The organism is Hylemonella sp. W303a, from assembly GCF_046452315.1.
Classification (GTDB): Bacteria; Pseudomonadota; Gammaproteobacteria; order Burkholderiales; family Burkholderiaceae_C; genus Hylemonella.
The window spans coordinates 13,213-32,632 of sequence record NZ_JBKFDG010000006.1 but is presented as its reverse complement, the minus strand read 5'-3'; the positions used below and the strand labels follow the sequence as shown (position 1 = coordinate 32,632).

18 protein-coding genes are annotated in these 19,420 nt (G+C 64.2%); 10 read left to right on the top strand and 8 right to left on the bottom strand.

The features are described 5' to 3' along the window. Window positions 1-5: 5 nt before the first annotated feature. Window positions 6-1,082, top strand: coding sequence for an XdhC family protein (locus ACLBKS_RS12170; protein ID WP_410193078.1), 1,077 nt, complete (start codon window positions 6-8; stop codon window positions 1,080-1,082). Window positions 1,083-1,086: 4 nt separating this feature from the next. On the opposite strand, the gene ACLBKS_RS12165 is transcribed toward ACLBKS_RS12170, so the two are convergent. From ACLBKS_RS12165 to ACLBKS_RS12150, 4 genes are all read right to left on the bottom strand, one after another. Next, on the bottom strand, window positions 1,087-1,977 hold the full coding sequence (locus ACLBKS_RS12165) for an ABC transporter permease (protein WP_410193077.1): 891 nt from the start codon (window positions 1,975-1,977) through the stop codon (window positions 1,087-1,089). Window positions 1,978-1,980: 3 nt separating this feature from the next. Further along, window positions 1,981-2,880: an ABC transporter permease gene (locus tag ACLBKS_RS12160; RefSeq protein WP_410193076.1), complete on the bottom strand. Its 900-nt coding sequence runs from the start codon at window positions 2,878-2,880 to the stop codon at window positions 1,981-1,983. 151 nt (window positions 2,881-3,031) lie between these two features. Further along, window positions 3,032-4,312, bottom strand: coding sequence for a PotD/PotF family extracellular solute-binding protein (locus ACLBKS_RS12155; RefSeq protein ID WP_410193075.1), 1,281 nt, complete (start codon window positions 4,310-4,312; stop codon window positions 3,032-3,034). Between the two features lie 70 nt (window positions 4,313-4,382). Continuing rightward, entirely contained in the window at window positions 4,383-5,417 is a 1,035-nt protein-coding gene (locus ACLBKS_RS12150) for an ABC transporter ATP-binding protein (protein WP_410193074.1), read from the bottom strand. Between the two features lie 214 nt (window positions 5,418-5,631). Here ACLBKS_RS12150 and ACLBKS_RS12145 point away from each other — a divergent pair, with 214 nt between their 5' ends. The 8 genes from ACLBKS_RS12145 to ntrC all read left to right on the top strand — a co-directional run bounded on the left by ACLBKS_RS12145 (window position 5,632) and on the right by ntrC (window position 15,101). Next, window positions 5,632-6,408 carry a 16S rRNA pseudouridine(516) synthase gene (locus ACLBKS_RS12145; protein ID WP_410193073.1) on the top strand — a complete coding sequence of 259 codons (777 nt, stop codon included), beginning with the start codon at window positions 5,632-5,634 and terminating at the stop codon, window positions 6,406-6,408. An 84-nt stretch (window positions 6,409-6,492) separates the two neighbouring features. Beyond that, on the top strand, window positions 6,493-7,554 hold the full coding sequence (locus ACLBKS_RS12140) for a YncE family protein (protein WP_410193072.1): 1,062 nt from the start codon (window positions 6,493-6,495) through the stop codon (window positions 7,552-7,554). Next, window positions 7,538-8,365 (top strand): polysaccharide deacetylase family protein, encoded by an 828-nt coding sequence (locus ACLBKS_RS12135; protein ID WP_410193071.1) that lies wholly within the window; start codon window positions 7,538-7,540, stop codon window positions 8,363-8,365. The genes ACLBKS_RS12140 and ACLBKS_RS12135 overlap by 17 nt, the downstream gene beginning before the upstream one ends. A 7-nt stretch (window positions 8,366-8,372) precedes the next feature. Then, window positions 8,373-9,596 (top strand): sterol desaturase family protein, encoded by a 1,224-nt coding sequence (locus tag ACLBKS_RS12130; protein WP_410193070.1) that lies wholly within the window; start codon window positions 8,373-8,375, stop codon window positions 9,594-9,596. Window positions 9,597-9,609: 13 nt separating this feature from the next. Then, entirely contained in the window at window positions 9,610-10,455 is an 846-nt protein-coding gene (locus ACLBKS_RS12125; RefSeq protein ID WP_410193069.1) for a competence/damage-inducible protein A, read from the top strand. Window positions 10,456-10,716: 261 nt separating this feature from the next. Continuing rightward, entirely contained in the window at window positions 10,717-12,132 is a 1,416-nt protein-coding gene (gene glnA / locus ACLBKS_RS12120; protein ID WP_410193068.1) for a type I glutamate--ammonia ligase, read from the top strand. A gap of 277 nt (window positions 12,133-12,409) precedes the next feature. Continuing rightward, window positions 12,410-13,501 carry a nitrogen regulation protein NR(II) gene (gene glnL, locus ACLBKS_RS12115; RefSeq protein WP_410193067.1) on the top strand — a complete coding sequence of 364 codons (1,092 nt, stop codon included), beginning with the start codon at window positions 12,410-12,412 and terminating at the stop codon, window positions 13,499-13,501. A 64-nt stretch (window positions 13,502-13,565) separates the two neighbouring features. Beyond that, window positions 13,566-15,101 (top strand): nitrogen regulation protein NR(I), encoded by a 1,536-nt coding sequence (gene ntrC / locus ACLBKS_RS12110; RefSeq protein ID WP_410193316.1) that lies wholly within the window; start codon window positions 13,566-13,568, stop codon window positions 15,099-15,101. 55 nt (window positions 15,102-15,156) lie between these two features. On the opposite strand, the gene ACLBKS_RS12105 is transcribed toward ntrC, so the two are convergent. Further along, the gene (locus ACLBKS_RS12105; RefSeq protein WP_410193066.1) at window positions 15,157-16,107 is read right to left on the bottom strand and encodes an alpha/beta fold hydrolase; all 951 of its coding nucleotides are present in this window, start codon (window positions 16,105-16,107) and stop codon (window positions 15,157-15,159) included. Between the two features lie 83 nt (window positions 16,108-16,190). Between ACLBKS_RS12105 and ACLBKS_RS12100 the strand changes: the two genes are divergently transcribed. Next, window positions 16,191-17,297: a GlxA family transcriptional regulator gene (locus ACLBKS_RS12100; protein WP_410193065.1), complete on the top strand. Its 1,107-nt coding sequence runs from the start codon at window positions 16,191-16,193 to the stop codon at window positions 17,295-17,297. A 68-nt stretch (window positions 17,298-17,365) separates the two neighbouring features. On the opposite strand, the gene ACLBKS_RS12095 is transcribed toward ACLBKS_RS12100, so the two are convergent. The 3 genes from ACLBKS_RS12095 to ACLBKS_RS12085 are packed head-to-tail and all read right to left on the bottom strand — an operon-like array spanning window position 17,366 to window position 19,385. Then, entirely contained in the window at window positions 17,366-17,929 is a 564-nt protein-coding gene (locus ACLBKS_RS12095; RefSeq protein ID WP_410193064.1) for a methylated-DNA--[protein]-cysteine S-methyltransferase, read from the bottom strand. Between the two features lie 27 nt (window positions 17,930-17,956). Continuing rightward, the gene (xth, locus tag ACLBKS_RS12090; RefSeq protein WP_410193063.1) at window positions 17,957-18,763 is read right to left on the bottom strand and encodes an exodeoxyribonuclease III; all 807 of its coding nucleotides are present in this window, start codon (window positions 18,761-18,763) and stop codon (window positions 17,957-17,959) included. A gap of 16 nt (window positions 18,764-18,779) precedes the next feature. After that, window positions 18,780-19,385: a DUF4337 domain-containing protein gene (locus ACLBKS_RS12085; protein WP_410193062.1), complete on the bottom strand. Its 606-nt coding sequence runs from the start codon at window positions 19,383-19,385 to the stop codon at window positions 18,780-18,782. Window positions 19,386-19,420: the final 35 nt, after the last annotated feature.

The following is a 19,420-nucleotide window of genomic DNA, read 5'->3' as shown; positions in this document are numbered from 1 at the left end:
CTTCCATGGACAACTTGGACGTTCGTGTGTTGCGTTGCCTGCGCGATTGGCGTCAGGCGGGACGGCACGCGGTGCTGGCCACCGTGGTGCGCACCTGGGGTTCGTCGCCTCGGCCGATCGGGTCCATCATGGCCTTGGCCGACGATGGCGCCGTGGTCGGTTCAGTGAGTGGCGGTTGCATCGAGGACGACCTCATCGCCCGCTACACCGGTGCCGCATCGGCCTCCGATGCGCCGCTGTTGCCTGTTGGGCCCACGGGCTTCGTCAAATACGGCATCACCGCCGACGAGGCGCACCGCTTCGGCTTGCCCTGCGGTGGCACGCTGGAGTTGCTGCTGGAGCGTGACCCGGACCCCACCCATCTGCAGGCCTTGGTGGAGGCCTTGGATGCCGGACGTTTGATGCGACGCACCGTGCGACTGGCCGATGGGTTGGCAACGTTGGATGAAGCGGCCACGCCCGAAGCGTTGCGCTTGGATGACGTGGTGCTCGTCAACACCTTCGGCCCCGAGTACCGCATGCTGCTGATCGGGGCCGGGCAACTGACCGAGTATCTGGCGACCATGGCCTTGTTCAACGGCTTTGCCGTGACGGTCTGCGACCCGCGCGAGGAATACCGGGGCGGCTGGCGGGTGCCGGGCGCGACCGTGACGGGCGAGATGCCGGACGATGTGGTGCGTGCCTTCCGCCCGGACCGCCGTTCCTGCGTGCTGGCCCTCACGCACGACCCGAAGCTGGACGACATGGCCTTGTTGGAAGCTCTGGGCACCGAGGCGTTCTACGTGGGCGCGATAGGTAGCCGCCGCAACAACGAGGCCCGGCGCAATCGCCTATCCACGCATTTCGGCCTGACCCTCGCTGACCTCGCACGCCTGCGCGGACCCATCGGCATCTACATCGGCAGCAAGACCCCGAGCGAGATCGCGGTCAGCGTGATGGCGGAGGTGCTGGCGGTGAAAAACGGTGTCACCCTGCCGCGCGACATGGACGTGGCCCAGGCCAAGTGCGCACGTGATCAGGACGTGGACGGCCCGGGCGGTAGCGTGCCTGCGGGGTCGGCGGGACGGGTGTGCGGCGCCTGAGCCCTCAGGACTTGCGCCGCCGCCCCAGCCACGAAGCCAGCGCCACGGTCACTCCCATCACGAGCAGAGAGACCACGGTGGTCAAGGTGCCCAACGCGTAGATGGCCGGCGTCGTGACGGTGCTGGTCAGGCCTTGCAGTTCCAGGGGCAGGGTGTTCACGTCGCCGATGGCCTGCGAGGTGCGGGCGATCTCGTCCCAGCTCAGAGTGAAACCAAACATGCCCACGCCCACGACCGAAGGTCCGATCAGTGGCAGCACCACGTGACGGAAGGTCTGCCAGGGCGTGGCGCCGAGATCGCGCGCCGCTTCTTCATAGGCCGGATTGAAGCGGTTGAACACCGCGAACATGATGAGCAGGCCGAAGGGCAGGGTCCAGGTCAGGTGCGCTCCCAAGGCCGAGGTCATCAGGCCCAGCGCGGTGCCGTAGTTGTCCAGTGTCTCTTGCGCATACTGGCTGTGCTCGCCCAGGATCGTGAGCAGCCATTTCAATCCGCCGTCGAGCAAGCGGAACTCCAGGCCAATGCCCAAGGAAATGATGATCGAGGGCATGATCAGGCTGGCCACGCTCACATAGAAGAGCGCATCGCCCCCGCGCAGCTTCTTGCGAAAGGCCAGGCCCGCGAGCACGGACAACACCACGGTCAGCCCCATCACCACGGTTCCCAGGAGCAGGGAGCGGCGCAGCGCGGCCGCGATGTCCACCGTGCCCAAGCCTTCGGCGAGCTGGCGGAACCAGTGCAGCGAGAGACCGCGCAGCGGAAAGGTCAGGCCACCCTCCGGGCCCTGGAAGCTCAGCACGAAGATCGTGACCATGGGGCCGTAGAGAAAGATCACGAAGAGTGTGAAGACCAGGGCCAGGGGCCAGAAACCGGCGCGACGAGGTTCGCGATTCATGGGTCAGAGTTCCTTGCGCAGGTCGACCAGACGCGTCAGGCCCCAGATGATCATCAGCACCACGGCCAGCAGGATGACCGCGTTGGCTGCCGCGAGCGGGAACTGCAGGTACTGCGTCTGCACCTGGATGATCTTGCCGACGCTGGCGATTTGTTGGCCGCCCATGACGCCAATCGTGACGAAGTCGCCCATCACGATGGTGATGACGAAAATGGAACCGATGAGAATGCCGGTCTTGGACAGCGGCACGACCACGTTCCACAGGGTTTGCCAGCCGGAGGCGCCCGCGTCGCTCGCGGCCTCCAGCAGGCTGCGGTCAATGCGCATCATGCTGTTGAAGATGGGCACGATCATGAACATGGTGTAGAGGTGCACGAAGGCCAGCACCACCGAGAAATCAGAGAACAGCAGCCATTCGACGGGGTGATCGACCAGCCCGAGGCCCGTCAGCATCTGATTGACCAGGCCGTTGCGTCCGAGCAGCGGGACCCAGGAAATCATGCGAATCACGTTGGACGTCCAGAAGGGCACCGTGCACAGCACGAACAGCACTGTCTGCATGCCCGGCGAGCGCACATGGAAGGCCAGGAAGTAGGCGATGGCGAACCCCAGCACCAAGGTCGTCAGCCAGACCAGGAAGCAGAATTTCAGCGTGGACAGGTAGGTGCTCAGCGTGACGCAAAAATCACCCTGGTCGGTCAGGCTCGAACAGCCTTCGAAGACGGTGAGGTAGTTGTCCAGCGTGAAACCGGGTATCAGCTCGTATTCGCTGAAATGCCAGAAGCTCACCGTCAGCACAAGGGCGAGCGGAATCAGGAAGAAAAGAATGAACACCGTCGCAAATGGTCCCGCCTGCCACCAAGCGGGAATGGTTCGCGTGGAAGTGATGGTGTTCGTACTCATGGAGACAAAAGATGGGACCAAAGTGAGCGCAGCGAAGCCGTTCCAGGGCTCCCGTGGAACTGGCTTTGCCAGGCCACCGGGAGCGTCCCCCCGCCACCGAAGGATGAGCGGGGGGAAGGCGCGAAGCGACTCAGGGGGGCGGACTACTCCTTCACGCCGCCACAAATTCGTTCCATTTTCTGACCATGTACGCGTTCTCGTCCATGATGGCGTTCCAGCAGGCGATGCCGCCCATGCGCTGCTCGTAGCTGCCGCCGTCGCGCACGCTGCCGGCCTTGGCGATCACCGCGCCTTGCGGGCTCTTGATGTCTTGCGCGGCGGGCTTGCCTTCCATCCAGTAAGCCCACTCGTAGGCTTCCATCTGCGCCTTGGCGGTGTCGAGCACGGCGCTGTAGTAACCCTGGCGATTCAGGTAAGCGCCCGCCCAGCCGTCGAGGAACCAGTTGATGAAGACGTAGGCCGCGTCCAGCTTCTTGCCCGACAGCGTGGCCGGCAGGCCGAAGCCAGCGGCCCACGCGCGATAGCCTTCCTTGAGCGGCTGGAAAGTGCAGTCGATGCCCTTGCTGCGCACGGCGGTGACCGCTGGGCTCCACATCGACTGGATGACCACTTCGCCGGACGCCATCAGGTTGACCGACTCGTTGAAGTCTTTCCACAGCGCGCGGAACTGTCCGGCTTTCTTGGCTTCGATCAGGGTCTTGATGGTCAGGTCGATCTCGGCCTTGCTCATATTGCCCTTGTCCTTGTACTTGTGGATGCCCTTGGCTTCCACCACCATGGCCGCGTCCATGATGCCAATCGAGGGAATGTTCAAGATGGCGGCCTTGCCCTTGAACTCAGGGTTCAGCAGTTCGGCCCAGCTGTTGATCGGACGCTTGATCAGGTCGGGGCGGATGCCCAGGGTGTCGGCGTTGTAGACCGTGGGGATCAGCGTCATCCACTGCGTGGGCGAGGTCGCGAACTTCTTGCTCTTCTCGCCTTCCAGGAAGATGACTTTCTTGGGCGCGGTGCCTTGGTCGCCCACCTTCTTGCCGGCGACTTCACCTTTGGTGAAGAGCGTGGTGATTTTGTCGGCGTTCTTGATCTTTTTCGCGTCAATGCCCTTGAGGTTGCCCGTGGGCACGATGTTCTTGAGCGAGAAGTACTCGGTGTCGATCAGGTCGAAGCTGTTGGGTGCGGTGACGGCGCGCTTGGTCACGTCGTCGGTGGTGACCGCCACGTATTGGATCTCGATGCCGGTGTCGGCTTTGAACTTGTCCGCGATGGCCTTGTCCTGGTTCACCGCCGTGCCGAGGTAACGCAGCACGACTTTCTCCTGCGCATGGATGGCGGGGGCCATGCCAGTGGCCAGGATGCCCCCGACACCAGCCAGCAAATGGCGTCGGCTCAGGCCGGATTGAAGGTCGCTTTGAGGTTCCAGGGTTTCGGACATAGTGCAGCTCCTTGGGTGAGGTTGAAGTGCGTTGGAGGAAAGGGATTGGAGGTAAAAAGTCAGGTGACCTTCAAAGCGGATGCGCCGCATGCCAGTTCAGGCGCACGGACTCGCCTGGCGCATAGGGGCGGGCTTGGAATTCGGCCTCGGGCAGCATGGCGGACACATCGGCACGCCGGTCCACGCCGTCGACCGTGTAGCGGGCGTCCAGTCCCAGCAGCACGTACGTGCCCTGGTACTCCACATCGGTGATGGTGGCGGGGATGCCTTGTTCGTTGCTCGCGGGCAAGACCCGGAGATGGTCGTTGCGCACGGCCACTTTGCCCTGCGCCGTGTCCAACACGTTATGCCCGCCCATGAAGCGCGCGACGAACTCATTGACGGGGCGGTTGTAGACCTCGTTGGGCGCGCCTGCTTGCTCAATCACGCCGTGGTTCATCACCACCATCAGGTCGGCCAGAGCCATGGCCTCTTCTTGAGAGTGCGTCACATGGATGAAGGTCAGCCCCAGCTCCTTCTGCCAGCGCCGCAGCTCGGCCCGCATCTGCACGCGCAGGAAAGGATCGAGCGCCGACAGCGGTTCGTCCAGCAGCAGCACCTTGGGGCTCGTGATCAACGCGCGCGCCAGCGCTACCCGCTGCTGCTGCCCCCCAGAGAGTTCACCTGGCTTGCGCTGGGCCAGGTGGCCGAGCGACACGCGCTCCAGCAGCTCTTGGGCCTTCGCATGCCGTTCGGCCTTGGCCATGCCTTTCATCTTCAGGCTGAAGGCCACGTTGTCGAGCGCGCTCAGGTGCGGAAACAGCGCGAAGCTCTGGAACATCATGGCCGTGCCGCGCGCAGCGGCGGGCAGGGTGGTGATGTTGCGGTTGTCCAGCAGGATGTCGCCGCCGCTCACGGTTTCGTGCCCGGCGATCATGCGCAAGGTGGTGCTTTTGCCGCAGCCCGAAGGCCCCAGCAGGCAGCAGTAGCTGCCGCTTTCAATCCGCAGATCGATGGCGTCCACCGCGACATTGCCCGAGGCATAGCGCTTGCTCAAAGCGATCAACTCGATGCCGACGGGCCTGGGACGGGCGTTTTCGGTCGGAGCGGTCAGCGCGGCGTTCATGGGGACACCGACTTGCATCAAGCATGCCAGCTCGGCGTGCCTCGGAATGCACGCGCCTGAGCTGGCGCGCTTCGATTGCGCACCACTTTGTATGCAATCCTGGGTGCATTCCTGGCCCATGAGGGAGGGCTTCGCGCCGAGTCGGTGCATGGGAGACCGCTCGCCGTCCAGCCGTGCACGCCGTCGCGCCCGAGGACTGGGCACAATGCCGCCCATGCAATTGCAGGACATTTTGTTTGGACAGGGTTTTGGCGCCCGCCGGGTCTGCGCGGGCTTGGTGCAGCAGGGGCGGGTGAGCGTGGCGGGTGCCGTGTGCATCGATCCGCTGGCCGAGTTCGAGCCTGAGGGCTTGCCGCTGAGGGTGGAGGGGCTGGAGGGGCGCACTGGCTTGCGCGACGGTGGCCTGGACTGGGTCTGCCACCTCTCGGCCCTGATCATGCTGAACAAGCCCGCAGGCTACGAATGCTCGCAAAAGCCTTCCGCTTGGCCCAGCGTCTACACCTTGTTGCCACTGCCGCTGCGTCAGCGCCCGGCCCAAGGCAAGAAAGGAGCGACGGCGGGGGTGCAGGCGGTCGGACGACTGGACCAAGACACCACCGGATTGCTGCTGCTGACGGACGATGGACAACTGATCCATAAACTGGCGTCACCTCGGCACAAGGTGCCCAAGGTCTATGAGGTGGGCTTGAAGCACCCCGTGTCGGATTCGGCGCAGCCAGCCTTCGTGCGACGCCTGCTCGATGGTGTCGTGCTGGATGACGACCCACAACCGGTGTGCGCGGCGGCCTGCGAACTGCCCACGCCCCTGCATCTGCGCCTGACGCTGACCGATGGCAAGTACCACCAAGTCAAGCGCATGGTGGCCGCCGTGGGCAACCGCGTCGAAACCTTGCACCGTTCACGGATTGGCGCGCTGCAACTGCCCGACGATCTGGCACCGGGCCAATGGCGCTGGCTGGAAGTCACCGACCGTGCCTTGCTGGGACTTTGATCTGTGTCATTCCATGCGCAGTTGAGAGGGATTTCGGTATGCGGGAATGGATACACTTGGTCATTCCCGCTTTGTCCTGGATTCATGGTCTTTCTGCCATTCCCCCGCCTCGCTTCCCCCGGTCCTCAACTGCAATCCCGCCCAGCGTGGACTGCGCGCCAAGCCTGGGCGGGACTGTGTCTGGCACTGCTGCCCCTCTTGCACGGACTGGCGCGCGCGGCCGGTGACGAGCCGCCGATTTTCGTGCTCAACTCCAAGGACGCGGACGTCAGCGTGATTGATCCGAGCACCTGGGAGGAGATCAAGCGCATTCCGACCGGCAAGGAGCCGCACCATCTCTACCTCACGCCAGATGAAAAGTCCCTCATCATCGCGAATGCCTTTGGCGATTCTTTGACTTTCATTGATCCCCGCACGGCCGAAGTGCAGCGCACCGTGCGTGGCATCCTGGACCCTTACCAGCTGCGCTTTTCGCCGGACATGCAGTGGTTCGTGACCGCGGCCAACCGGCTCAACCATGTGGACATCTACCGCTGGGATGGCGAGAACCTCACGCTGGCCAAGCGCATTCCGACCCGGCGCACGCCCAGTCACATCTGGATCGACGCGGCCAGCACCACGGCCTACGTCACCATGCAGGACAGCAGCGAGTTGGTGGCGATCGACATCCCGACGCAGAAGCTTCTCTGGCGCATCCCCACGGGCACCTTGCCGGCCGACGTGTATGGCACGCCCGATGGCCGCTATCTGCTGATCGGCCTGACCGGCGGCGATGGCGTGGAGATCTACGCCCTGGGCGCTTCGTCCGACGTGCCGCCCAAGCTGAAGCAGACCTTGCCCACGGGCGCGGGCGCGCATGCCTTCCGGGTGGTGGGTGATGGCCGTCACGTGCTGGTGAGTAATCGGGTGGCGAACACCATCAGCAAGATCGATTTCGTGAATCTGGCGGTGGTGGACGAGTACCCCGGCCCCAGCGGACCGGATTGCATGGATTTGACGGCGGATGGCCGTTACATCCTGCTGAGCTCGCGCTGGGCGGGCAAGCTCAGCGTGATCGACACGCAGACCCGCAAGGTGGTGCGGCAGGTGAAGGTCGGCAAGTCGCCGCACGGCGTCTGGACCCTGGACCATGCGCCCCGCCAGTGAGTGGCTGCTCGCGGGCTGCCTTCTTTTTTCTGTCGCCACGGTTCAGGCTGACGATTGCGCCAAGCCGGTCTATCTGACGCTGGACACGGGCCACATGGGCGTGGCAGAGCAGATCGCGCAGGTCCTGCAGCGCCAGCAGGTGCGCGTCACCTTCTTTGCTGCCAACGAGCGCACGAAGGAGGGTGACGGGAGCCTGGGGGAGGGGCCACAAGCCCATTGGGCTGCCTGGTGGCGTGCGCGTGCCGCCGAGGGCCACGCTTTTGCCTCACACACCCTGAACCACACCTACTGGCGTGCTGACTTGCCGCAGCCAGATGGCACTGTGCGCTTTCGCGTGCGCGCTTCGTCCGGTCCTCGGGCCGGGCAGGACCAAACCTGGGACGCCGCGCGCTACTGCGCCGAAATCCAAGCCGCGGACACCCGTCTGCGCGAAGTCACGGGGATCGCGACGCTGCCGCTGTACCGCGCTCCCGGCGGCAAGACCTCGCCGGCCTTGTTGGCTGCCGCGCGCCAATGCTCGGGCGGTGGATTCCTGCATGTGGGCTGGTCGGACGCCGGTTTCCTCGGAGATGAATTGCCGAGTGACAAGTTCCCCAATGACCTGTTGCTGCGCAAGGCCCTGCGCGACATCCGCCCTGGAGACGTGTTGATGGCCCACCTGGGCATCTGGTCTCGGCAGGACCCTTGGGCGCCTGCTGTGCTGGAGCCGCTGATCGAGGGGCTGAAGCAGCGCGGGTTTTGCTTCCGAACCCTGCGCGATCACCCGGATTTCCGGGCCTGGATCGCGGCCCATCCCTTGGCTGGGAAATAATCTCGGCATGGACTGGTTCGTGCACGCTTTCGACCTCGCACAGCAATGGCTGTTCGAGACCGTGGTGCAACCGATCGCCTTCATGGCGGGCTTGGGCAACTTCCTGGAGGACGCCTACGACGGCACCGGGTGGCTGCTGGTCGGTTTGATCCAGCTGGCGGTGATGGTGCTGTTGATCGCGCCGCTGCAACGGTGGCGCCCCGTGGAGCCGGTGAAAGATCGCCAGGCTATTCGCCCCGACGTCATCTACACGCTGATTCATCGACTGGGCTTGTTCCGACTGGTGCTCTTCTTCACGTTGATGCCAGTCTTGGACGACGTCATTGGATGGCTGCGCGTGCATGGCATGCCGACCTTCCACCTCGATGACCTCTGGCCCGGCGTGACCGACCACGCCGTGGTGAGCTTTCTGCTCTATCTCTTGGTCTTGGATTTCTTCGATTACTGGCTCCACCGTGGCCAACACCATTTCGAATGGTGGTGGCGCTTGCACGCTTTGCACCATTCTCAGCGTCAAATGACGGTGTGGAGCGACAACCGGAATCACCTGTTGGATGACTTGATCCGAGATGTGCTGCTGGTCACGCTGGCCCAGATCATCGGCGTCGCGCCAGGGCAGTTCGTCGCCATCGTCGCCATCACCCAGCTCAGCGAAAGTCTGCACCACGCGAACCTGCGAGTCTGGTTCGGTCGCTGGGGGGAGCGTCTGTGGATCAGTCCGCGCTTCCACCGACGCCATCACAGCATCGGCATCGGGCATGAAAAGCAAATCAAGCTCGACGCGGCCACCTTGAGCGCCGCCGGGCCGTCCCAAGGCGCGAAGGCCCCCTCGGGGGGCAGCGAACCTCGCGCAGCGGGGAGCGTGGGGGTGCCGCATCTGAGCGCCGCCGGGCCGTCCCAAGGCGCGAAGGCCCCCTCGGGGGGCAGCGAACCTCGCGCAGCGGGGAGCGTGGGGGTGCCGCATCTGAGCGCCGCCGGGCCGTCCCAAGGCGCGCAGGCCCCCTCGGGGGGCAGCGAACCTCGCGCAGCGGGGAGCGTGGGGGCCGAATTGGGCGGATGCAACTTCGGCGTGCTCCTGCCTTGGTGGGACATGCTGTTTGGCACGGCGAACTTTGAATTGCGTTACGACCCCACGGGCATCCGCGATCAGGTGGAGCAGGGGCGGGATTACGGGCGTGGTTTTTGGGCGCAGCAATGGCTGGGCCTGAAGCGGCTCGCGGGCAAGGCATGAAACATCCAGGCATATGACAACGTTCAGTCTCATCCTCATTGGCGACGAAATCCTGTCCGGCAAGCGCGCGGACAAGCACTTGCCCAAGACCATCGAGCTGTTGGCCGAGCGCGGCTTGCAGTTGTCGGGCGCGGAGATCGTGGGTGACGACCCGGCTCGCATCACCGCGGTCTTGCGCCAGGCCTTCGAACGCGCGGCCTCGGGTGAAGTGGTTTTCTGCTGTGGCGGCATCGGTGCCACGCCGGACGACCACACGCGGCAATGCGCGGCGGCGGCCTTGGGGCGTCCCTTGCGTCTGCACCCCCAGGCCGCTGAACTGATCCATGAGCGTGCGCGGGACATGGCGCGTGAAAAGGGCGTGTCTTATGACCCGGACCAACCCGACAACGTGCATCGCCTGAACATGGGCGTGTTTCCCGAGGGGGCTGACATCCTGCCCAATCCCTACAACAAGATCCCCGGGTTCAGCATCACCGTGGCCGGAGGCGGTGCGGCCGCGGCGTCAGGTGCCGTGCACTTCATGCCGGGCTTTCCCGTCATGGCCTGGCCGATGATGGAGTCCTTGCTGGACAAGACCTATGCGCATCTGCATGCGCGCGGTGCCTGGGGCGAGCGATCGATCATCGTGTACGGCGCGATGGAAGCCGTGCTAACGCCCTTGATGGAGGCCATCGAGGCGGGGCACCCGGGGGTCAAGGTCTTCAGTCTGCCCAGCGTCGATCATCCCGAGCACGGCCGCCACATCGAGCTGGGGGTCAAAGGGGTGCCCACACAGATGGTGCCCGCCTACGAGGACATGCTCGCCGGTTTGCGGACCATGGATTGCCGACTTGGCCCTGAATTGGTGCGTACCGTTTGAATTTCGCGGATTGATATCCCCATATCACGCAGTCAGTCCCATTTTTGGTGCGATCCCTGGAGTTCTATCTGCATTGAAATGGGGCGTTTTGACCCGGCAAGGGCGCACAATAGAGGTTGAGAGTCCCCAAGGCGCCGATGGCGGCTCCGGATGAGTGCCCGACACGCACCGGAATTGGCACAAAAACTGCATCGATCCAGCGCTGCTTACAGCTTTCAGTCCAACGATTTTTCAACCAACCTTCCTAGCAGGAGTACCCAGATGGCCAAGACCGTCGCAGACGTGATGAAGATGGTGAAGGAGAACGAGGTCAAGTTCGTTGACTTCCGTTTCACCGACACCCGTGGCAAGGAACAGCACGTCAGCGTGCCCGTTTCCCACTTTGACGAAGACAAATTCACCTCGGGCCACGCCTTCGACGGTTCCTCCATCGCTGGCTGGAAGGGTATCGAGGCTTCGGACATGCTGCTCATGCCCGATCCGAACACCGCGAACATCGACCCCTTCTTCGAAGAGACCACGCTGTTCCTGTCCTGCGACGTGCTGGAGCCGGGTGATGGCAAGGCCTACGACCGCGATCCGCGTTCCATCGCCAAGCGTGCCGAGTCCTACCTGAAGGCCTCTGGCCTGGGTGACACCGCTTACTTCGGTCCGGAACCCGAGTTCTTCATCTTCGACAACGTGCGCTGGGGTGCCGACATGTCCGGCTCCTTCGTCAAGATCGAAGAGTACGAAGCGCCCTGGAACAGCGGTGCCAAGCTGGAAGGCGGCAACCGTGGCCACCGTCCCACCGTCAAGGGTGGCTATTTCCCGGTGCCCCCGGTCGACAGCACGCAAGACATGCGCGCCGAGATGTCGCTGATCCTCGAATCTCTGGGCATCCCCGTCGAAGTGTTCCACCACGAAGTGGCGGGCGCGGGCCAGAACGAAATCGGTACCAAGTTCAGCACGCTGGTGCAGCGCGCCGACTGGACCATCCTGCTGAAGTACGTCGTGCAGAACGTCGCCAACGCCTACGGCAAGACGGCCACCTTCATGCCCAAACCCATCGTGGGTGACAACGGTTCTGGCATGCACGTGCACCAGTCCGTGTGGAAGGATGGCAAGAACCTGTTCGCTGGCGAAGGGTATGCCGGTCTGTCCGAGTTCGCGCTGTATTACATCGGCGGCATCATCAAGCACGCTCGCGCGCTGAACGCCATCACCAACCCTGGTACCAACAGCTACAAGCGCCTGGTGCCTGGCTTCGAAGCTCCGGTGAAACTGGCTTACAGCTCGCGCAACCGTTCTGCCTCGATCCGCATCCCCTTCGTGGCCAACCCCAAGGGCCGTCGCATCGAAGCCCGTTTCCCGGATCCGACCGCCAACCCCTACCTGGCCTTCTCGGCGCTGCTGATGGCCGGTTTGGATGGCGTGGAAAACAAGATCCATCCGGGCGAAGCCGCCACCAAGGACCTGTACCACCTGCCGCCGGAAGAAGACGCGAAGATCCCGACCGTGTGCCACAGCCTGGACCAAGCGCTGGAGTACCTGGACAAGGACCGCGCCTTCCTGACCAAGGGCGGTGTCTTCACCGACACGATGCTCGATGCCTACATCGAACTCAAGATGCAAGAAGTCACGCGTTTCCGCATGACCACGCACCCGATCGAGTTCGACATGTACTACTCGCTGTAATCAGCAGGCGAGTGGTTCCGCGGCACCTCACGCCATTTGTTTCAGCCCGTCGCTCAGGCGGTCTGTCCGAAGGCAGGTGGATGAAGGTGTCGCACGATCAAGGGACGGCCTCGCGCCGTCCCTTTTTACTGGGACTGTTGTTGGACAGGAAGTGGGCCTCGCATGAATCTTTCGCACCCTCGACCGCATTCGCATCCCGAACTGCGGCGAACGACCGCCGCACACAAGCCCTCAGGCTTTCTGTCCATTGCCTGAGAGCGCCGATCCACCCGCTTCGATGAACGCCATGACCGTCAGCTTGCCGCAAAGCCGCATGAGCGCGGAGCAACGTTTCCAGGCCTTCGACTTGCTCGCGACCCTGGTGGCCGTGGTGCGCAGCGATGGCGAATTGCTCTACGCCAATGCCGCCCTGGAGGATGTTCAGGGCATCTCGCGCCGCAGCATGGGCGAGGACAACTTTTCCTCCTATTTCGCTGAGCCCCGTGTGCTGCTGCAAGCGCTGGAAGGCGTGCGTGCCAACGAATATTCGACCTTGCGTTACGACGCCAGTCTGAGGCGTGTCGGTCGCGACTTGCTGCCTGTGCATGTCAATCTGACGCAGACCGATGTGCCCGAAGAGATTCTGGTCGAAATGATGCCGCTGGAGCAGCAGGCGCGCCAGGAGCGCGAGGAACGCTTGCTGGATCAGGCGCAGGCCAACAAAGAGCTGATACGCAATCTCGCCCACGAGATCAAGAACCCCCTGGGTGGCATACGCGGCGCGGCGCAACTGCTGGAAATGGAAATCGATCCACAGCTCACCGAGTACACGCGCGTCATCATCCACGAGGCTGATCGTCTGCAGACCCTGGTGGATCGTTTGCTTGCGCCGCACCGCAGGCCCCACGTGGTGGGCGATGTCAACATCCATGAAGTTTGCGAGCGCGTGCGCTCGCTGGTGCTGGTGGAGTTTCCCCGGGGCTTGCGCGTGGTCCGAGACTACGATACTTCCATCCCGGAGTTCCGAGGTGATCGTGAGCAGTTGATTCAGGCCGTGCTGAACATCGCGCACAACGCCTGCCAAGCCTTGGCGGAGCGCATCGCGTCAGGGGATGCGCGTTTGACGTTTCGTACACGCATTGCGCGCTCCATCACCTTCGGCAAGCAGCGATACAGGTTGGCACTGGAATTGCATGTCATCGACAACGGGCCCGGTGTGCCGGACTCGATCAAGGACCGCATTTTTTTCCCGCTGGTGTCGGGGCGTGAAGGTGGTTCAGGCCTGGGGCTGACGCTGGCGCAAACCTTCGTTCAACAACATCATGGTCTGATCGAGTGTGACAGCGAACCGGGCCGGACTGATTTCAAAATTCTGATTCCGCTGCCTTGAGCTTGAAGAGCGCATGCAAACAAAGGGAGGCGGTGTGAACACGACGACCAAGGACTACGCCGAGATGAAGCCGATCTGGATCGCAGACGATGACCAATCCATACGCTTCGTGCTCGAGAAGGCGCTTCAGCGCGAGCAACTTCCCACGCGCAGCTTCACCAATCCCAAGGACGTGCTGGCTGCGCTGGACGAAGAGAACGAAGCACCGCAGGTGCTGGTGAGCGACATCCGCATGCCCGGCGGCACGGGCCTCGAACTGCTGGAGAAAGTCAAGGCGCGGTACCCGGGTCTGCCCGTCATCATCATGACGGCGTTCAGCGACCTGGATAGCGCCGTTTCCGCCTTCCAGGGGGGTGCCTTCGAGTACCTGCCGAAACCGTTTGACTTGCCCAAGGCGCTGGAGCTGATCCGTCGCGCCGTGGAGGAAAGCCAACGCGAGGAAGTGGCGCAGGAAACACTGGCCGAAACCCCCGAGATGCTGGGCCAGGCTCCGGCCATGCAGGACGTGTTCCGCGCCATCGGGCGCCTGTCTCAAAGCAATGTGACGGTGCTCATCACGGGCGAGAGCGGTTCCGGCAAGGAGCTGGTGGCGCGCGCCTTGCACAAGCACTCGCCGCGCGCGCAAGGCCCCTTCGTCGCCATCAACACGGCGGCCATTCCGAAGGACCTGCTGGAAAGCGAGCTCTTCGGACACGAGCGTGGCGCTTTCACCGGCGCGCAGACCATGCGGCGTGGCCGCTTCGAGCAAGCCGAAGGCGGCACGCTGTTCCTCGACGAGATCGGCGACATGCCCTTCGATTTGCAGACACGCCTGCTGCGTGTGCTGAGCGACGGGCACTTCTACCGTGTGGGCGGGCACAGCGCCGTGAAGGCCAATGTGCGCGTCATCGCGGCCACCCACCAGGACCTGGAACAGCGCGTCAAGGAAGGTGTGTTCCGCGAGGACTTGTTCCACCGTCTCAACGTCATCCGTTTGCGCCTGCCTGCGCTGCGCGAGCGCAAGGAAGATGTGCCCATGCTCACGCGGCACTTCCTGCAGCAAAGCGCGCGGCAACTGGGTGTGGAGCCCAAGCGCATCTCCGACGCGGCGCTCGAGAAGCTTAGCCGCTTCAGCTTCCCGGGCAATGTGCGCCAACTGGAAAACGTTTGCCACTGGCTCACGGTCATGGCGCCAGCCCAGGTGATCGAGCCCAAGGATTTGCCGCCGGAGGTGATTCAGGTGGTGGACGGCACCCCGGCAGCGACGGCCGTGGCGCCCCTGCAAGCATCTGCCTCGCCAGTGCCAGCACAGGCCACCGTTGTGGACGCTCCGACAGCGGTGGGCGAGCGCGCCGTGGCCGAGGCGGCGGCCTCGGTGGTGGTGGCCGCGCCCGCTGCTGCGGGCGATTGGGAAAGCAGCTTGCAGCAAGAAGCCCTGAGCCTTTTGCAGTCCGGGCGGGTGGATGTGTGGGACGAACTCAGCCGCCGTTTCGAGCGCAAGCTGATCCTGACGGCCTTGGACACCACGCGCGGTCGGCGCATCGAGGCCGCGCACAAGCTGGGCATCGGTCGCAATACCATCACGCGCAAGATCCAAGAACTCGGGCTGGAAGAAGGCTGAGCGCCGTCCCTCGGTCCTGGCTGCAACTAAGCCGGGATCGCCATCGAGATCGCGATCAATGTCGAGCGATGAACTCGGCGACCGTCTGGACCACCTCTCGGTCATGCAGCACGCGGTTATGGCCTAGGCCCTGGCTCCAGTGCAGCGCCGTTCCCGCGCGCAGGCGCGCCAGGTAGCGGCTGTTTTCCGGGCTGGCCTCTGAGTCATCCTGGTCGTGGACCAGCAACGCACGGCCCCGCAGCCGAGGCAGATGGTGGTCCAGAGAATAGTCGCGCCACCAGCTTGGGCCGAAGACATCCGCGAAGGTCCTTTCCAGTCTGGCCAACAGATCCGGACTCAGGCCCAACCTTTGTTGGAAGGTCCGCAACACGCTCTTGAGATTGGCCGTTGGTGCAACGCCGACGTAAGTGGCCGGGCTGTCCAACCGGTTTAGCGCCATGGCCATCGCCGTGGCGCCCAGCGAATGCCCAATCACCGCGTGGACATCGCCCGCATGCAGGATCACGTCGTGCAACAGCTGGGCGTACTGGTCGAGTCGGTAGGGCCTCGGTCTCTGGCCACCATGCCCTGGCGCGTCCAAGAGCAGCACGCGGTAGCCCGCCGACTGCAGCACAGGCACGAAGCTGCCCAGCTGCGCGCCATACGCGCCCCAGCCATGCGCGAGCAAGACCGCCGGACCGTTCCCCCAGCCATGGACCAGGGCGCCGCCCTCGCCCGAATACACCTCGAAGCGGTGCTCCACCGTCGCCAGCAGATCGCGCGCACGCTGGTTGGGGTGGGTGTGTGGCGGCGTGAACCAGAGCCGCCAGAGCCATTGGGTGGCGGGGCCGGGGAAAAGTCTCCCCAACAGGTTCACGGCGTGCCCCAGGCGGCGCTGTCGCTCCCTGTCCAGCGAGCTTGGGCTTGGCAGGAAACTGGCTTGCTGGGCGTAGGCGACGGGCGGCGGCGCCTCGTCGTCAGAGGCTGAGGTCGGGCTGGGAGCGGCAGAAGTCAAGGCAATCGTCATGGCAGAACCCTGGGCAAGTTGAAATGCATGGGATGGGATGTTCCGCTTGCCAGCCGGGTCGTCCAAGTGGCAATATTGACACTATGAATGCCAATAGTGCCAACTCTGCCAGTGCCGCCAGCTCCGTGAATTCGGAGACCGCGCCCCCTCTGCGCATCGCCCTCGTGCTCACCCCCCAATGCGTGGTGTCTGGTGTGCTGGGTGTGATGGACATGCTGAGCACGGCGAACTACGTGGCGCGCAAGTTCCCCGGGGTCGACGTTCGGTTCTTGCCCACGCTGGTCTCAGCGGATGGCGAGCCGGTGGTGACCATGAATGGTGTGAGCATGCCAGCCCAGTCGGCCTTGCCCGACCCCCGTTCCGTGGCTGTCGCCTTCGTGCCCTCCGGCCCCCCCGCGAACTTCAACGCGGCGCGCATGCGACAGACTTTGGCGGGGCAGCAGACGCTGATCGCCTGGCTGCGGGCCGTGCACGATGCCGGCGGGTTGCTCGCGTCCTGCTGCACCGGCAGTTTTCTGCTCGCGGCCACCGGCTTGCTGGATGGTCGACTGGCCACCACGCATTGGCGGGGCGAAGAGGCTTTTCGCGCGTTGTTTCCTCGCGTGGAACTGCGCATCGACAGCTTGCTGGTGGAAGGGGAGCGGCTGCTGTGCGGGGGCGGCGCGCAGTCTTTCTCCAGCACCGTGTTGCGCTTGATCAGTCAGTTGCAGAGCGAGTCCGTGGCGGCGCAGACGGCACGCCTGATGCTGGCCGATGGCCACACCAGCGGGCAGAACGCCTACCGGCTCTGGGTGCCGCGTCGTGACCATGGCGACGAGGCCATCGCCCTGGGTCAGCAATGGCTGGAAGCCCACTACCGTGAAGCATTTGACATGGAGGGCCTCGCTGCGCAACTGCGGCTGACTCCGCGCACGCTGATGCGTCGTTTCCGCGCGGCCACGGGCATGACGCCCTTGCAGTACCAGCAGCGATTGCGCATCGAGGAGGCCAAGGCGCAGCTCGAAGCGTCGCGCACTTCGGTGAATCAAGTGGTCTGGCAGACCGGCTACGAAGACGCCAGCTCCTTTCAGCGCCTCTTCAAGCGCGAGACGGGGCTCACGATGGCGGAATATCGGCAGCGTTTTGGGCAGCGCCGCTGGCGGGCCGACGGTGGGGGTGGTGCGGACGCGCTGTTCGCAGGCCCGGTCTGAGGCGCGGGACCGATCGCGCGCACGGACCTGCCGTGGCGAAAGCCGAGCTGAGGCCCGCGCGGCGGGCTTCAGTCGAACAGTCCCGGTCCGCCGAAACGCGCGCCTTCAAGTTCCAGCAGTTTGAGCTTGGTCTGCATGCCGCCGTGGGCGGAGAAGCCGACCCCTTGGGTACCGACTCCGTTCGTCCCGGCCCCCAGTACGCGATGGCAAGGCACCACCGGAGCGTAGGGGTTCGATCCCATGGCCTGGCCCACGGCGCGCGCCGTGCCGGGCGCACCCAGTTGCTCGGCCACCTCGCCGTAGGTCAAGGTCTCACCCGGCGGGATGCGTCGCACCCGCGCGTACACACGCTGGTGGAAGGGCGGCACGCCGTCCATGTCCAGCACGAGATGCGTCAAATCCCTGGGCGGCTTGGGATGCCCCTCGAGCAGCGCGGTGATGGCGTCGATGGCCGCCTGCGCGGCGAGGGATGGGGTGATCTCCGGGGCAGCAGGAAAACGCCGCCGCATGCGCGTCCGCGTGGCCGCCTCGTCAGCTTCTGGGAGCTGGACGCCCGTCAACCCGCGCTCACTCCAAGCCAGGCCGCAGTGACCCAGCGGTGTCGCGAAGAGGGCATAACCCAGGGTGTCCAAGGCGACTGCGAGGAGGAAGCGTTGGGCTTAGAAGCCTTGCAACTCGAGCACCACCGGCGCGTGGTCACTGGGTTGCTTGTTCTTGCGGGGCAGACGGTCGATGGTGCAGCCCTGCACGGCGGGCTTCAGCGCCTCGCTGACCAAGATGTGATCGATGCGCAGGCCGCGGTTCTTCTGGAAGCCCAGCATGCGGTAATCCCACCAGGAGTAGCTTTTCTCCGGCTGGTCGAACAGACGGTAAGCATCGTGCAGGCCCAGCGCCAGCAGGGCCTTGAATTGCTCACGTTCCTCGGTCGTGTGGTGGATCGTCTCGCGCAGTCCCACGGGGTCGTGGGAGTCACGGTCGTCTGGTGCGATGTTGTAGTCGCCCAGCAGCACCAGGCGGGCATGCGTCGCCAGCTCCGCCTGCACCTGCGCGCGCAGCGCGTTCATCCAGCGCATCTTGTAGGCGAACTTCTCGCTGCCCGGCTCTTGCCCGTTGACGAAATAGCCGTTGACGATGCGCAGCGGGCCTTGCGGCGTGTCCAGCGTGGCCCCAATCACGCGCGCCTGTTCGTCCTCGAACCCCGTGATGTTGCGCGTGACTTCACTCAGGGCGGGCCAGGACAGGCGGGTCAGTAGCGCCACGCCGTTGTAGGTTTTCTGGCCGAAGGCCTCGGCCCGGTACCCCGCGGCCTCGAACTCGGCGTGCGGGAACTTGTCGTCCGTGAGCTTGAGCTCTTGCAGCGCCAGCACATCAATGGGGGCGCCACCCGCGGCCTGCGCGGCCAGCCAGTCCAGCACCTGAGGCAGGCGCACGCCCAGCGAGTTCACGTTCCAGGTGGCGAGTTTCATGGTGCGGCGCCCGGGTTCAATAGTGGAACAAGGCCAGCACGCCGACGGCGACGCCCACCACACCGCCCACCGCCATCAGGTATTCCAGCCAACGCTTGCGCGTGAGCAGCGCGATGGCCGCGATCGCGATCGCGACCTGCAGCACGGTCGTGGCCTGGGCCCAGCGGTGGTGCAGGTGCATTTCCTCGTCGCTGCGATGGTCCCAGGCCTGGGCCTCGGCTTCCAGCTTCTCGGCTTGCTTGCGGATCTCTTCCTTTTCGGTCTCGTAGCGCTCGATCTTGGCTTGGTACTTGGCCTTCTCCGCCGGGTTGGGCGTCAGGTCACGCGAGACCTCGGCCAAGGACTGCTTGGTGCTCTTGGACTGGAAGTAGTTCCATTGGTTGGAGGCCTCGGTTTTCTTGATGGCGGCGTTGTTCTTGTAGAGACCCGCGTTGGCCTGGGTGGCGCCACCCATGTAGGAAAAGATCGCACCGACCGTCGCGATGATGGCCGTGAACATCGCGATCTGGTTGGTCAGCCCGCCTCCTTGCTTGCCGTGACCGGCGGATTCGGAGGCGTGTTGAGCGGCGTGTTCGAGTTCGTGGTCGTGAGGACCGTGCACGTGGAAACCTTGTCCAGACATGATGAAATGGGCTTGTAATGAATGAAAAGAAAAGG